The sequence below is a fragment of the Pontibacter deserti genome (genome assembly GCF_023630255.1).
Classification (GTDB): Bacteria; Bacteroidota; Bacteroidia; order Cytophagales; family Hymenobacteraceae; genus Pontibacter; species Pontibacter deserti.
The window spans coordinates 2561090-2574991 of the sequence record NZ_JALPRS010000001.1 but is presented as its reverse complement, the minus strand read 5'-3'; the positions used below and the strand labels follow the sequence as shown (position 1 = coordinate 2574991).

14 protein-coding genes, 1 other RNA gene and 1 pseudogene are annotated in these 13902 nt (G+C 44.2%); 10 read left to right on the top strand and 6 right to left on the bottom strand.

The annotated features are described in order from the left end of the window. Positions 1-272: 272 nt before the first annotated feature. The 4 genes from MJ612_RS11330 (at position 273) to ssrA (ending at position 5912) form a co-directional block, all read left to right on the top strand. Positions 273-2630 carry an ABC transporter permease gene (locus MJ612_RS11330; protein WP_187033638.1) on the top strand — a complete coding sequence of 786 codons (2358 nt, stop codon included), beginning with the start codon at positions 273-275 and terminating at the stop codon, positions 2628-2630. A gap of 29 nt (positions 2631-2659) precedes the next feature. Continuing rightward, the gene (locus MJ612_RS11325) at positions 2660-4045 is read left to right on the top strand and encodes a S41 family peptidase (protein ID WP_187033637.1); all 1386 of its coding nucleotides are present in this window, start codon (positions 2660-2662) and stop codon (positions 4043-4045) included. A 101-nt stretch (positions 4046-4146) separates the two neighbouring features. Further along, positions 4147-5283 carry a transglutaminase-like domain-containing protein gene (locus MJ612_RS11320; RefSeq protein WP_187033636.1) on the top strand — a complete coding sequence of 379 codons (1137 nt, stop codon included), beginning with the start codon at positions 4147-4149 and terminating at the stop codon, positions 5281-5283. A gap of 259 nt (positions 5284-5542) precedes the next feature. Continuing rightward, positions 5543-5912: a transfer-messenger RNA gene (gene ssrA, locus MJ612_RS11315) on the top strand. A 63-nt stretch (positions 5913-5975) separates the two neighbouring features. Here the strand turns inward: ssrA and MJ612_RS11310 are convergent. Further along, positions 5976-6500 carry a hypothetical protein gene (locus tag MJ612_RS11310; RefSeq protein ID WP_187033635.1) on the bottom strand — a complete coding sequence of 175 codons (525 nt, stop codon included), beginning with the start codon at positions 6498-6500 and terminating at the stop codon, positions 5976-5978. Between the two features lie 98 nt (positions 6501-6598). Between MJ612_RS11310 and MJ612_RS11305 the strand changes: the two genes are divergently transcribed. The 4 genes from MJ612_RS11305 to MJ612_RS11290 all read left to right on the top strand — a co-directional run bounded on the left by MJ612_RS11305 (position 6599) and on the right by MJ612_RS11290 (position 8620). Next, the gene (locus MJ612_RS11305) at positions 6599-7210 is read left to right on the top strand and encodes a trimeric intracellular cation channel family protein (RefSeq protein ID WP_187033634.1); all 612 of its coding nucleotides are present in this window, start codon (positions 6599-6601) and stop codon (positions 7208-7210) included. A 101-nt stretch (positions 7211-7311) separates the two neighbouring features. After that, entirely contained in the window at positions 7312-7587 is a 276-nt protein-coding gene (locus MJ612_RS11300; RefSeq protein ID WP_187033633.1) for a hypothetical protein, read from the top strand. A 224-nt stretch (positions 7588-7811) separates the two neighbouring features. Next, positions 7812-8021 (top strand): hypothetical protein, encoded by a 210-nt coding sequence (locus tag MJ612_RS11295; RefSeq protein ID WP_187033632.1) that lies wholly within the window; start codon positions 7812-7814, stop codon positions 8019-8021. Between the two features lie 101 nt (positions 8022-8122). After that, positions 8123-8620 (top strand): DUF4112 domain-containing protein, encoded by a 498-nt coding sequence (locus MJ612_RS11290; protein ID WP_187033631.1) that lies wholly within the window; start codon positions 8123-8125, stop codon positions 8618-8620. On the opposite strand, the gene uvsE is transcribed toward MJ612_RS11290, so the two are convergent. The 4 genes from uvsE to MJ612_RS11270 all read right to left on the bottom strand — a co-directional run bounded on the left by uvsE (position 8621) and on the right by MJ612_RS11270 (position 12380). Beyond that, positions 8621-9514, bottom strand: a complete 894-nt coding sequence (gene uvsE, locus MJ612_RS11285; protein ID WP_187033630.1) for a UV DNA damage repair endonuclease UvsE — start codon at positions 9512-9514, stop codon at positions 8621-8623. 52 nt (positions 9515-9566) lie between these two features. Continuing rightward, positions 9567-10217, bottom strand: a complete 651-nt coding sequence (locus MJ612_RS11280) for a carboxypeptidase-like regulatory domain-containing protein (RefSeq protein ID WP_187033629.1) — start codon at positions 10215-10217, stop codon at positions 9567-9569. 208 nt (positions 10218-10425) lie between these two features. After that, positions 10426-10998 carry a hypothetical protein gene (locus MJ612_RS11275; RefSeq protein ID WP_187033628.1) on the bottom strand — a complete coding sequence of 191 codons (573 nt, stop codon included), beginning with the start codon at positions 10996-10998 and terminating at the stop codon, positions 10426-10428. 158 nt (positions 10999-11156) lie between these two features. Continuing rightward, positions 11157-12380, bottom strand: coding sequence for a metallophosphoesterase (locus MJ612_RS11270; protein ID WP_250419127.1), 1224 nt, complete (start codon positions 12378-12380; stop codon positions 11157-11159). 150 nt (positions 12381-12530) lie between these two features. Between MJ612_RS11270 and radC the strand changes: the two genes are divergently transcribed. Together radC and MJ612_RS11260 are read left to right on the top strand one after the other, a co-directional pair. Continuing rightward, the gene (radC, locus tag MJ612_RS11265; protein ID WP_187033627.1) at positions 12531-13247 is read left to right on the top strand and encodes a RadC family protein; all 717 of its coding nucleotides are present in this window, start codon (positions 12531-12533) and stop codon (positions 13245-13247) included. Between the two features lie 119 nt (positions 13248-13366). After that, a pseudogene (locus tag MJ612_RS11260) lies at positions 13367-13663 on the top strand (four helix bundle protein); the annotation flags it as partial. A 20-nt stretch (positions 13664-13683) separates the two neighbouring features. Here the strand turns inward: MJ612_RS11260 and MJ612_RS11255 are convergent. Beyond that, positions 13684-13890, bottom strand: coding sequence for a YwbE family protein (locus MJ612_RS11255; RefSeq protein WP_187033626.1), 207 nt, complete (start codon positions 13888-13890; stop codon positions 13684-13686). Positions 13891-13902 lie beyond the last annotated feature (12 nt).

The window sequence follows — 13902 nt, the reverse complement described above, 5'->3', positions numbered from 1 at the left end:
AACAGGGAGTCTGCTGCCATCTTACAAAGGGTAGCTTAATACAATTTATAGTTTCCGGCCCCTTAAAATGCTGTAACACAACCGCACAGGTGTCCTCCCAAAATGTGTATCGGAAGCGGACAGTTTTAAGATCTATGATTTATGTAAATCACTATAAATCAATCATTTGCAAAATTGGCATTTTAATTTCTTACTAGTTTGCCAGCAGGCAGCATCTGTTAGCTGCAGTTCAAAATAAAGTATTTTACCTGAGCCGATAAATTTCTGAAACTATGCTAAAGAACTACCTGAAAATGGCCTACCGCAACCTGATGCGACACAAAGTTTTTTCCCTGATCAACATCTCGGGGTTGGCGCTGGGTATGACCTGTAGTATACTTATACTTTTGTGGGTGCGGGATGAGCTTAGTTTTAACCGTTTTCACAGTGACCTGAACAACCTGTACCGTGTGCGGGTAATACAGCATTACCCGGGTGCCGATGATCTGAACACAGATGCAAATCCGGGCCCGCTGGCTGAAGCACTGAAAGCAGAAATGCCGGAAGTAAAAGAGGCTGCACGCATGAACTGGTCGTCTACACAACTTTTTGCATACGGCGACAAAGCTCTGAAATTGACAGGCCGCTACGTAGATCCTGCCTTCCTGAAGATGTTTACTTTTCCGCTGCAGCATGGCAGCCCAGCACAGGCTTTGCAGCAGCCCAATACAATGGTTATCACAGAAGAGAAAGCCGAAAATTTGTTTGGCTCTGCTGACGCGGCTCTGAATAAAATAGTGAAAGTAAACAACCAGCAGAGCTACCGCATCACAGGCATTTTAAAGGATATTCCTGAAAACTCGTCGTTGCAGTTCGATTACCTGATGCCTTACCAGGACCTGGCCAACGACCCGATGCACGAATGGACAAAACTGTGGGGCGCTTATGGTATCCGCACATTTGTACAGCTACAACCCGGAACAGACGTTGATGCCTTCAATAAAAAAGTGGAGCCGATCATCAGCAAACATAATAAGGAAGACGACTCGGATGTGTTTGTGCAGGCTGTGGCAGATATGTATCTATACAGCGATTTCAGGGCGGGTAAAGTAGGTGGCGGCAGAATAGAGAATGTGCGGCTGTTTACGATTGTGGCGCTGTTTATACTTGTTATTGCCTGCATCAACTTCATGAACCTGGCTACGGCCCGCTCTGCCAAACGCGCTAAAGAAGTGGGTGTACGCAAAGCCATTGGTGCCAATAAATCGTCGCTGGTAAAGCAGTTTATGGTAGAGTCGGTACTGATCGCTTTCCTGGCGCTCTTCCTGGCCCTGAACCTGGCAGGTATGCTGCTGCCGCAGTTTAACGAGTTGACCGGTAAGTTTATTGAACTTGACCTTACTAACCCGGTGCTGCTGGCTATGTTGCTGGGCGTGGCTTTACTTACAGGCATTGTTTCAGGTAGTTACCCGGCCTTTTTTCTGTCGTCTTTTAATCCGGCGGTGGTGCTGAAGGGCACTGTGAAAATGAATAAAGGGGTGGGTATATTCCGCAAAGGCCTGGTGGTATTTCAGTTTATACTTTCAGGATTGCTGATCATCAGTACGCTGGTAGTATACCTGCAACTACACTTTATCCGCACCAAAAACATAGGCATGGACCGCGAGAATCTGGTGTATGTGCCGCTGGAGGGGGAATTACGAAACCGCTATGAAGTGGTAAAACGTGAGCTGATGAATACGCCGGGTATAGTTGCCGTTTCGTCAACAGACCAGAGCCCGATAGAAGTAGGCAACTCTACCAGTATAAACTGGAAAGGCAAAGACCCGAATGCCGATATCCTGTTCAGTACATTAAATGTGGATTACGACCTGCTGAAAACACTGGATGTAAAACTGAAAAGTGGCCGGGAGTTCTCAAGAGAATTTGGCACCGACACAGCAGCCTACATGATAAATGAAGAGGCTGCCCGACTGATGCAGTTAAAAGAGCCAGTTGGAGAGTGGCTGGAGTGGGAGCGTAAAGGGACTATTGTAGGGGTGATCAGGAACTTCCATACTGCCCCAATACAGTTAAAAGTGCAGCCGCTGGTAATGCGGTTGCAGCCTCAGAATAACAACTTTATGCTGGCACGCATTGCCCAGGGCAAAACAACCGAGGCCCTTGCCAAAATGGAGCGTGTGCTTAAAAAGCATAATCCGGCTTTCCCTTTTGAGTATCATTTTATAGACGACGATTACGAGCAGATCTACAAGACAGAGGCGATTATTGGGCAGCTCACCAAGTACTTTGCCGGCATTGCCATCTTTATTTCCTGCCTTGGGTTGTTCGGGCTGGCACTTTTCACCGCTGAGCAACGCACAAAAGAGATCGGTATCCGAAAAGTGATGGGGGCCTCTGTTTCGAGTATCGTGTTCATGCTGAGTAAAGATTTCCTGAAGCTGGTGCTGGTAGCCAATGTAATTGCTTTGCCGCTGGGCTGGTACCTGATGAATGGCTGGCTGCAGGACTACGCTGACCGCACAGAATTGAGTTGGTGGGTATTTGCCATAGCGTGTATTTCTACTTTCATAATTGCGATGGTTACGCTCAGTTTCCATGCTATTAAAACGGCCATAGCCAACCCGATCACATCTCTCAGAACCGAATAGATTATTAAAGTGTCAACTATAAACTACCTATGAAAAAAATTTTAGTGCCATTCCTGTTGCTGCTTACTTTTGTAGCTAAGGCCCAACTACCTAACACCTTATCTGTTGCCGACAAAGTATACGGCCTGTCGAAATTCTGGCAGGAGGTAAACTATAACTTCGTGTACCTGGATAAAGTGGACCGCACCAAATGGGACAATGCTTATCGCGAAGCCATTACCAAAGTACAGCAAACACCAAATGACTACGAATATTACCGCGAGCTGCAGAAATTCTGTGCCCTGCTGAACGACGGCCATACCAATGTATACTTTCCGCAACGCATCGATACAATGCAGTATACCAACATGTTCGGCAAGTATAGGATCTTCCTGACCAACATCGATAACAAAGCCATTATTACCAGAACCAACCTGAGTGCGAAACAGGAAGTACCGGTAGGCAGTGAGATCATAGAAGTAAACGGACAGTCAACTGCAGATTACTTGAAGCAGCACGTGTTGCCCTACATTTCCTCGTCCACGGATTATGTGCTGATGGACTGGGCTATTGCCAATATGCTGAAAGGCCTGAAAGGTGAAACCTATAACATTACCTATAGAACACCAAAGGGCAAAGTAAAAACTCTCTCACTTACCCATGCCAAAACAACTGAGAAGGAAGTTTACCCGGCTATGGAAAAACGCGAGCTGCTGGAACTGAAGTGGTACCCGAACCAGACCGCTTACCTGGCCCTGAACGGATTTCATGACCCGAAGATAAATGAGCTGTTTATGCAGGTGTTGCCGGAGCTGCGCAAAGCCAAAGCCCTTATAGTTGACCTGCGTGGCAACGGGGGCGGCTCTACAAGTATAGGTGTTGAGATACTGAATTACCTGAGCCCGGACACGCTGTTGTATGGTTCTAAAAATTCTACGCGCCAGCACCTGGCCAGCTTTAAAGCATGGGGCAAGTTTACAGAAGCAAAAGATACGGTTAACAACGAATGGGCTACCCGCTCGCTGCTGGCTTACCAGGATAAACTGATGCACACTTTTGATTACAAACCTGCTCAGAACAAGGTAAAGCAAAGTGAGAAAGTGATCGTGCCTACCGCTATACTTATCGGGCATCGCACCGCATCCGCCGCCGAAGATTTCCTGATCTATGCCGATAATCAGCAACACATGACCAAAATAGGAGAGAACTCTTTTGGCAGCACCGGTCAGCCATTTATGTTCGAGCTGCCAGGTGGCGGTATGGCCCGCATCTGTACTAAAAAAGATACCTACCCGGACGGCCGCGAGTTTGTTGGCTATGGTGTGAAGCCGGATATAGAAGTAAAAATGACCCTGCAGGATTACATCCAGAAAAAAGACCCTGTGCTGGAGCGCGCCCTAAAACACCTGAAAGGCCAGAAGCTGGCCGCGAAGTAGTCTGAAAGATATACCCAAACTATACCTGCGCTGCAGAGGACTCCGATGACGCTGGTATAGTCTGAAGATTTGATCTATAACCTTAAGTACTAAATAAAACCATGAAAAAATCATTATCATCTCTGTTTGTGTTACTAATGCTGGTAGTGCCGGCCATCGCACAAAAAACTTATAAAGGCTTACCTGTAATTGCGGCGAAAAATGCTGTTGCTGATTATAAGATCGGCTCTGAATGGGTGAGAGGTAACTGGAATGTATCGCCACAGATTGAGGTAGATGTAATGCAGGTGCCAGTACCTAACAATAAAGTAAAATTCGCTTTCCATACCGATTCCGATTCGATCAGCTTTAACGTGAAGCCGGGCAAGTCGCACAAATTTTATGTGTTACTGAACGGCAAAGACTACGCCCTGACTGAAATAAAAGGCTATGGTTTTGTGGCGCAGAAGTTTAATGAGACCAATACGATACCAGCTTATACTTTGATCTATGAGCAGAACAAGAACAATGATTTCCTGAACACCCTGCGCGAGCAATATAACCTGGATGAAATTGTAAAAGGCGCTACCAACGATACTGAAAGAGCGCTACGCATGGTAAACTGGGTGCATAAGCAGTGGAAGCACAATGGTATGAATGAACCTTCTAAGCCTGATGCACTGACTATACTTGCCGAAGCTAAAGCAGGAAAGCAGTTCCGTTGTGTGGAGTATGGAACAGTAACCGCTGCCAGCCTGAATGCCATTGGGTTGCCGGCACGTCGTCTGGGCCTTAAAACAAAAGATGTAGAAACTACCCAGTATGGTGCCGGTCATGTGTTATTAGAAGTATACCTGCCAGACCTGAAGAAATGGGTAATGCTGGATGGACAGTTTGACGTAATGCCGGTGCTGAATAATGTACCGCTAAATGCCGTGGAATTTCAGCAGGCCATTGCCAACAACTATAACAAACTGGAGATCAGAAGTCTTTCCGGTACCAGCAAAGCGCAGTACGTAAACTGGATCTACCCATACCTGTACTACTTTGATGTGCGCTTCGATAACCGCGAAGGCGTAGCTTTTGAACGCCAGACGGTAGACTCTAAAAAGTCACTGATGCTGATACCGGTTGGTGCAAAACAGCCGAAAGTGTTCCAGATCACCAATCCGCTGGATTACTGCAAGTATACCAACTCGATTGTCGATTTCTACCAGCCACCAGTAATGGGAAATAAGCCAACTACAGCCCTGAGATAGCAGGTATAAACCAATTCAGATTAGTTAAAGTTGAAAACCCAAACCCTTCCTAGGTGTGCCTGTTGCATGCCGAGGAAGGGTCGGTTTTTTACAGACGAATCCTTGGTTATTCAACTATACTTAACTCTAAACCTGAAACTTTTAAGCGGTATAAATGTGTTTAATATTTAAGAAACCACGATCATAATGCCGTAAAATTGCGTATGTTTGTGGCATACTTCTTGAAGTATAAAAATCAAGAATTCGTTCTTTAACTTATGGGGATGACCGGAATTGACAGCTTGTGCAGATTGCGTGTAAGCATGTCGGGTGATGAACGTACCACCTGTTAAAAATCCGTTCGAACAATAACTGGCGAATATAACTACGCCATGGCTGCTTAATCTAGGTATTAAGCACTAGCCATAGTCTCGTGCAGGTTTCGTAAATCTGCTTGCACATCAGAGGCTTCGATCCGATTTACTAGTCTGTGTAAAGGTGCGGTGCACAGGCGAAACTAAGCATCTAAGGAGGGCGCATAAGCCTGGTTTATACTTGCAAACTCCCGACAATCAGAATAAACCTAAACATGTAGAAGGCACGACGGTTTCCTTGTCTGGACCAGGGTTCGAATCCCTGCATCTCCACCATTAAGTATAAAAGCCCGCGGTTTTAAGTAACTGCGGGCTTTTTACGTTTATAGTTGATTGACTTTAGTAGTATGGATCTTCCGGAACAGGGAAAAGGAAACCTAATAGTATAATGGACATTAATGCGCCGCCAAGAATTACTATAGCAATCTCCCAGCCATTAAACCTGCTAACAACTGGTGCTTCAGGATATTCTTCAGAAATGTAAAGGTTTTGATACTTTACAATAGGGATTAAGGGTAAAAAAGCAAATAGTGAAATGACCCAGTATGGATCTGGAAATTTATGTGTTATATACATTATAATATAAATGACACCTGCAATTACGGCATAATTACTTGCAGATTCTCCTTGCTTTTCCCCTGCAAGATGAGCTAACTTTCTATTCAGACTTATGATGAAAAATATACCAAATACAGCTCTCCAGAAAGGTTGAATATCTGACTGTTCTTTTTGCTTTAGATAGTTCCAGCTTTTATACTGCCAGTATAGTAAGTATATACCACCGCTTAAAAAACATAAAAGACAAAATTTCCAGACAGGCTGATGTAATGGAAGTTCTAATTCTTCTGAGTAAACTTGTTCCATATACAATTGGTAATTAAAATAAGCCCCTAAGTATAAATACTGCTTTAGTATATATCAGCTTAAATATATAAATTAAGATAATAAGGAAGATACTTAAATTGGAAATACAATACATACTTGAACTGATCGGGACATTTGTCTTTGCTATATCGGGGGCGTTGGCCGTGGATGAAAAAGACCAGGATTGGTTTGGCGCTGGTTTTACAGGTTTTGTTACGGCCATTGGCGGCGGTACTTTACGCGATATGTTGCTGGGTAGCTATCCTTTGGTCTGGATCGGGGATGTACGGTTTTTGTATGCCATTTTTGCCGGGATTGTTTTTGCTGCGATCTTCTATAAACTGTTGCTCCGTCTGCGTCGCACGTTGTCGCTCTTCGATACATTGGGTATAGCGCTCTTTACTGTTGTGGGCACCGAAAAAGCACTAAGTCTTGGCGTTGATCCTGTTATAGCGGCTATAATGGGTATGTTTACAGCCGTAATGGGCGGGGTTATCCGGGATACGCTAACCAACGAAACACCTGTTATTTTTCAGAAGGAAGTATATGCAAGCGCCTGCCTTGCCGGGGCTTTTATGTACATTGGCCTGGCGCATTTTGATGTGCAGCGTACCGTAGCATTTCTCTCATCAGTTATCCTGATCATCATTATCCGACTGGTAGCGGTAAAGTATAACTTGAGTCTGCCGAAATTTAAACGCTACAATTAAAGTGCAAATTTCAGGGCAGGAGTTTGGTTAGTTCTATAGCATTTCTATAATTTTACAGGCAAGTACCCTTATAAGCTTCAAGTATAAATTAATCTAAAGAAATGCAATTTAAGCAAGTCGTGTGGATGATGGCCACCATAGTACTACTAGCCTCCTGCTCTTCATCTAAAAAAAGCACCAGCAGCCGTTCTGTTAAAGAAGTGATTCTGGATAGAAAATCTGTACGTGTAACTACTGGCGCCAGTACAACCCGTAAAGACAATGGCCTGCACAAAGGCTGGTACAAGAACCCGAACAACCCTCATCACCCTAATACAACTAACCCGGGCCACACAAAAGGCAAGGGTAAAGGAAAAAGCAAAGGCAAGAAAAAGTAATAATTACTTTTACGTTTTATCAGGCAGCCGGAACAGAAATTATCTGTTCCGGCTGCCTTTTTTGTGCCCGTTAGATTATAAAATATATTTTATCTTAATTTGAATTAAACTAATATAAAAAATAAAAGTATAAAGTAATCTCAAGTTATTAGCTAATGTTTTACCGGCACCCAAAGATGTATCTATATTCATAATGTCTCTTTGTGCCATCACCCGTTTTACCTATGAGAATACTTCGACAACTTTTGCTTTACACTTTTATTTGCCTGATGGCCGCCTCCTGTAACCCCATGAAAGGGCGCAAAGCCATACTTATTGATGATGACGGACAAAGTATGCGTTTTGAACGTAACCGCCAGGAGAGCAGAAACCAGAAATGGGATGCCCGCAAAAAGAAAAACTTCAAACAGAACAGGTATAAAAGCCGCGACTAAAAAGATCTGAACTTACTTATCTGAAGTCTAGTTGTGGAAAGTATAAGCAAGGTATAGCTTAGGCTATACTTAACAGCTATATATGCGTATAAGCGGCTACTATGGAACCACAAAATATACGCTACGGCCGCACGCCCCACACCGAAAAACTGAAGTGGGTGAACCACATGGTGAAGCTAATGGATAACCAGTTCAGGATACCTGGTACCAACTTCCGTTTTGGCCTGGATCCTATACTTGGGTTTTTGCCTGTAGCCGGAGATCTGGCTTCTTTTGGTATGTCGGCAATGCTGGTAATGACTATGGCCCGGCATGGCGCAAGTGGGAAACTGGTTACCTTAATGTTATTGAATATTGCCCTGGATACGGTAATCGGAAGTATACCTGTACTTGGTAACATCTTCGACTTTTTCTTTAAAGCTAACGAGCGTAACGTGCGCCTGCTCACCCGCCATTATGAAGAAGGCAGGTACCAGGGCAGCGGTAAAGGCATAATTGTAGGTGTGCTGATAGGCATAGTGCTGCTCTTTATACTGCTGATCTGGGTGCTTTGGGAACTGGCAGAATGGATATACGGGCAATTGGCAGCTATATTTTAACTATAGCCGGCCCAGCGCCCGGGCTACTTCTACGGCTTTCAGGGCGCTTGCTTCCTTGTCTTTTATCTCCAGCATAATGTCCATATCCAAGCCTTCGGTTTCAGCTAAAAAGTCATGGAATAGTTGTTCTGATATACTTTGCACGTGTTTGCCTTTGCGTTCGTCGAGAGCCTGTGCACTATAATCCATCATTAAAATGCCATCCCGTTCCGGTTGCCAGGTTGCTGCTGCTATCTCTACCGCTTCGCGCATTGGTTCGCCGTTGTTCACACATTCGTGGTGCAGGTTATCAAATATGATAGGCATTCCTGTCAGTTCGTGCAGGCGCAGGCAGTCCAATAAAGTATAGGTGCGGTCGTCGTTCTCTACACATAGTCTGGCCTTTACAGCATCGGGTAGCTGGGTGTGGTATACATCTGCAAAACGATCTATAGCAGAGCCTTTGTCGCCATAAGCGCCGCCGCCGTGTATCTGTAATTTAGCTGTTGTGTCAAGTTCCATTAAATCGAGTATGGTGCATTGGTACACCAGTTCAGCTATACTGTTCTTTACTGTATTAGAGTTAGGTGAATTAAGAACCACAAACTGGTCGGGGTGCATGGATATGCGTAAGTTATGGGCCTTTATATACCTGCCCAACTGCTGAAATGTAGGTTTAAAATGCTCCTGCCAGTTATAGGTATTTATTTCATGTGAGGCAAAAGGAACAAGCTCAGAAGACAATCGGAAAAAATATAGACCATGCTGCACATTATACTCCAGAATCCGTTGCAGGCAGGCCAGGTTAGAAGTCACAATCTCGATAAGGCGCTCTTCTGAATAAGAAGCCAGCCTGAAGGTGCGGGAAGAGGTACAGTCCAGAGACTGATTAATGCAGGGGTAGCCTATTTTCATGATGCGGTAGTTTTGCTTATGCTAACTTACGCACCACTGATTTGTTTGGCTGTTACTTCTTTTTTTCTTCGTAGCCGGTGTTGTCTTTAAAGAAACGGTTATACTCTTCCTGCTCTTTCTTGCGGCGTTCAAACTCCTGTATCAGGTATAATTCCTGCAGTTTTCTTAGCTCTTTCCCTTCTCTGGAGAAGAGGTCATACAACAAGCTGATTGGTGTTAGCACTGTTGGCGGCGGGGGAGGCGGAGGCGGTGTCTGCTTTGGGGCAGGTACATAAGCCGGGTTTTTTGTATAATTAGGGTCCGGGCGGTTCATGTTGCGCAACGCGCGTTGTATCATTTCTTCTGATGGACGGTTGGTTACTTCTACTTCACCCAGCATTATACTGTCTTCCTGCAGCACAATGTTCACGCGCATCTCCGAAACAGGCAAGCGTTGGGGCAAGTATAACAATGGCTTATAACCTACTGCACGTATCAGCAGGGTATCATCGGGTTCAACATCTATCAGGAATTTACCTTCGGCATCAGAGATCACAGCTTTTGTAGTGCCATACCGGATAACGCCAGCACCTGGCACCGGTGTTTTTTTATCAGAGCTCAGCACTGTGCCACTTATTCTTACACTGCGTTGTGCAAGTGCAGGTGCGCTTGCAAAAAGCAAAACGACAAGCGTAAACCTGAAAAAGTAAAGGTACCGGTGCATGTAACAATTTAGGGTGCAGTGCCAGGTTCAAAAAGCCTGAGTGTATTACGCCAAAGATGGCCAAAAAGTATGCCAGCTCCAAAATTTATACTTACACCAGTTGCTGAGCAGGTAAATAACTATAAAACAAACAATAGCTGCAGGTATAAAAAGCACAGCCTGTGATTTGTTTGGTCACAGGCTGTGGGAAATATGATATTATGTAGGCCTAACGCTGTTTTTTATCTTCGTACGGCGTTAATCTTTCTTTTTTCTTGCTTGTTGTAGTTGATTTTTTGTCAGTAGTAGTTTTTGATTTGTTGGTTGTGCTTTCTTTGCGGCCACTTTGCGCATCTGCAGTAGTACTACCCGGTCTCATATTTGTAGTTTGGTTTCCTCCCTCTTCATCATCCTGATCGGTAGCCGTAGCAGTACCTGTAAATTCTCCGGTTTTTGTCGTAGTTCCTTTATCGCTGGTCATGCCCGCCATTTTACTGGTTGAGCTGCGTTTGTAATATAATGTCGGATCATTCTTTACATAATAATTCCGCACCATCTCTTCTGCAGTCATTTTTGTTTCTGCTGTTGTAATGCCAGCTTCAGCATTTTGATTGGTGTTTTCGCTTAAACTTGCTGTGCTGGATGCCGCTGTGCCGGGCATTGGGTACTGCATCAGGTGAGCCGGGTTTATTCTCTCATCTTTATTTGCATCTGCTACTTCAGTAGATGTACCCTTATCTTCGGTGCAGGAGGTAAAAAGTATAGCAGCTGCCATACCCATTGTATAAAATATCTTTTTCATTGCTTATGTGCTTGAGTTATACAAAACGCACAGCGCTGCAAGTATAAGTTTAGTGGCCGCACGCCTGATTTTTTACGTGCGTAGGTAGGTAAGGTTAATTGAAGAGATAATTGCTGCCACATTTATTATGCAATTTTAGATGTGGCAGCAATCTTTACTTAAGCTTTCTTCAGCTCGAATACAGTTATCTCAGGCAGGAAGCCCACACGCCCCGGATAGCCAATAAAGCCAAGGCCTGTGTTTACATAAAGATATTGTTTGCCTTTCTGGTACAAACCTGCCCACTGTTTATACATATACTGTACCGGGCTCCATTTAAGGCCAGGTATGTTCACGCCAAACTGCATGCCGTGCGTGTGGCCCGATAAGGTCAGGTCGATGTCAGCATATTGTTGATTTATTTCGCCATCCCAATGCGACGGATCGTGCGACAACAGCACTTTGAACGGACTATTCTCTGTGCCGGCATACGCCCTGCTCAGGTCTCCATACTTCGGAAAGTTAGCCCGGTTACCCCAGTTCTCAACGCCAAGTATAGCAATGTGTTCACCATCTTTTTCGATCTTACGGTGCTCGTTCATCAGTATTTGCCAGCCCATTTTGCCATGAGAGTCTATGAGCCTTCTTAGGTTTTCTCGTTTGGCCTCTTTGCTGCCCCAGTTCACATAATCGCCGTAATCGTGGTTACCCAGCACCGAGAATACACCTGTTTTAGCTTTTATCTCTTTCAGTGTGTTTAAGTGGCTGTGTAGTTCGGTTTCCACATTGTTAACTAAGTCCCCAGTAAAAAAGACGAGGTCCGCTTCCTGCTTGTTTATCAGGCGTACTGCTTCCTGTAATGGCTCCGTAGACTGAAAGCTACCTGTGTGCAAGTCTGATATCTGGAGCATTTTATACCCATCAAAAGCCTGTGGCAGGTTCGGGAATTTTAAAGTAATGCGTTTAACCCGGTAATCATAAGCACCTTTTACCATGCCATATATAAATGCAGTGAATGGTACAGCAGCTACCAGGAAACCCACCTGACTCAGGAACTTACTGCGCGATGGATCATATGCAACTTCAGGGCTGAAGGAATTGAGCGCCAGTTTGCCTACTCTTATGATATCATCCACGAACAGGAAAAGAATCACCAGCAACTTACTTGCATAAAGTATAAAGAAGATGCTTGTCAGGTATGTCTTCAGGAGGTTAGACGGATTTCTGGGTGTATTCGCAAAAATGCCGAAGACTACAATTGCCGCGACAAACAGCACCCAATAACCGACTTTGATATACTGCTGCGTGTTACCTGATAAACCCTGAATAACTGTTTTAAGCGCCTGGAATACATACAAATCGACCAGGAAGAGGATAGCAATTAATATTATAAAAGAAATCATGCGTTGCATCATAATAAACATCCGGTGCTGCCAATAGGGTAGCACTGGTAAAATATAAATTTAAATAGAAGTAAAATGTTATTTGCTGAACTAAATAAAGTATAAAATACTTTCAGTAGCACAGTTTATACTTAACAAATATTGTACCGCATGAAGCACACTGACACACTTACCGCTTACCAACCGGCACTTAATATTAAAACCTGGGCTGAAGAAGATCGTCCGCGTGAAAAACTGCTATTAAAAGGGAAGGCTGCCCTGAGCGATGCCGAATTGATAGCTATACTTATTGGGTCCGGTACACCGAAATTAACGGCCGTAGATGTAGCCAAACTTATACTTACTGCAGTTGGTAACGATTTGAACGAGCTTGCCCGTCTTTCGGTGAAAGACCTGATGAAGCACAAAGGTATAGGGGAGGCCAAAGCGATAACTATAGTAAGTGCCTTGGAGCTTGGCCGAAGAAGAAAAGAAACTGCCGCCACCGCCAAAACACAGATTACCTGCTCTACCGACATCTACAATTATATCAAACCCCAGTTACTCGACCTGCCGCACGAAGAATTCTGGATCATACTACTGAACCGAGCCAACATTGTAATGAAGAAGGAAAGCATAAGTGCAGGTGGAGTAGCCGGTACAGTGGCAGACCCTAAAATTATATTTAAGAAAGCGCTGGAGCAACTTGCCAGTTCTGTTATACTAGTACATAATCACCCGAGTGGCAATATAAAACCAAGCGCTGCCGATATTGCTCTTACCAAGAAAATGAAAGAAGCAGGTCAGTTTCTCGACCTTCCCATACTTGATCATATCATCTTTACCGACAACGACTACTATAGCTTCGCCGATGAAGGGCTTTTGTAAGTTAGAAAGTTAGAAGGTTAAAAAGTTAGAAAGTGATGGAAGAGATTAGGTTGAGTAATTATGATTTCGCAGAGCAGTTTAAGTCAAGGACTAAAGCTTTTGCTTGACGTGTTGTCAAACTTTTTCAGGCTTTACCGAATAAACCAGATGCACAGATTTTAGGGAGGCAACTGATGCGTTCTGCAACTTCAGTTGCTGCAAATTACAGAGCCGCCTGCCGTGCAAGATCCGGTGCAGAATTTGCAGCTAAAATAGGTATTGCTTTAGAGGAGGCTGATGAGAGCCAGTTCTGGTTAGAATTGCTTGAAGAATCTGGAATAATTCCTGCAGAGCGTTTGATAAATCTGAAGAAAGAATTTGGTGATCTAACTGCAATTTTGACCAGCATCAGGAAGTCCTCGATTGTTAAAAAATAACTTTCTAACTTTTTAACCTTCTAACTTTCTAACTCAGAGAGAATCTCTTTCACTCTCCCTACTTCGCCGGTTTCTAGTCTTACTTTTATGCCGTGTGGGTGATTTGGTGAGTTGGTTAAGATATCCTGCACATAGCCTTCGGTCAGGTAACCGGTGCGCTGGTCTTCTTTCATAACGATATTTACACGGGTGCCAGGTTTTATGTTTGAGCGTTTTCTTCCGTCCATAGTTTTAAGTAT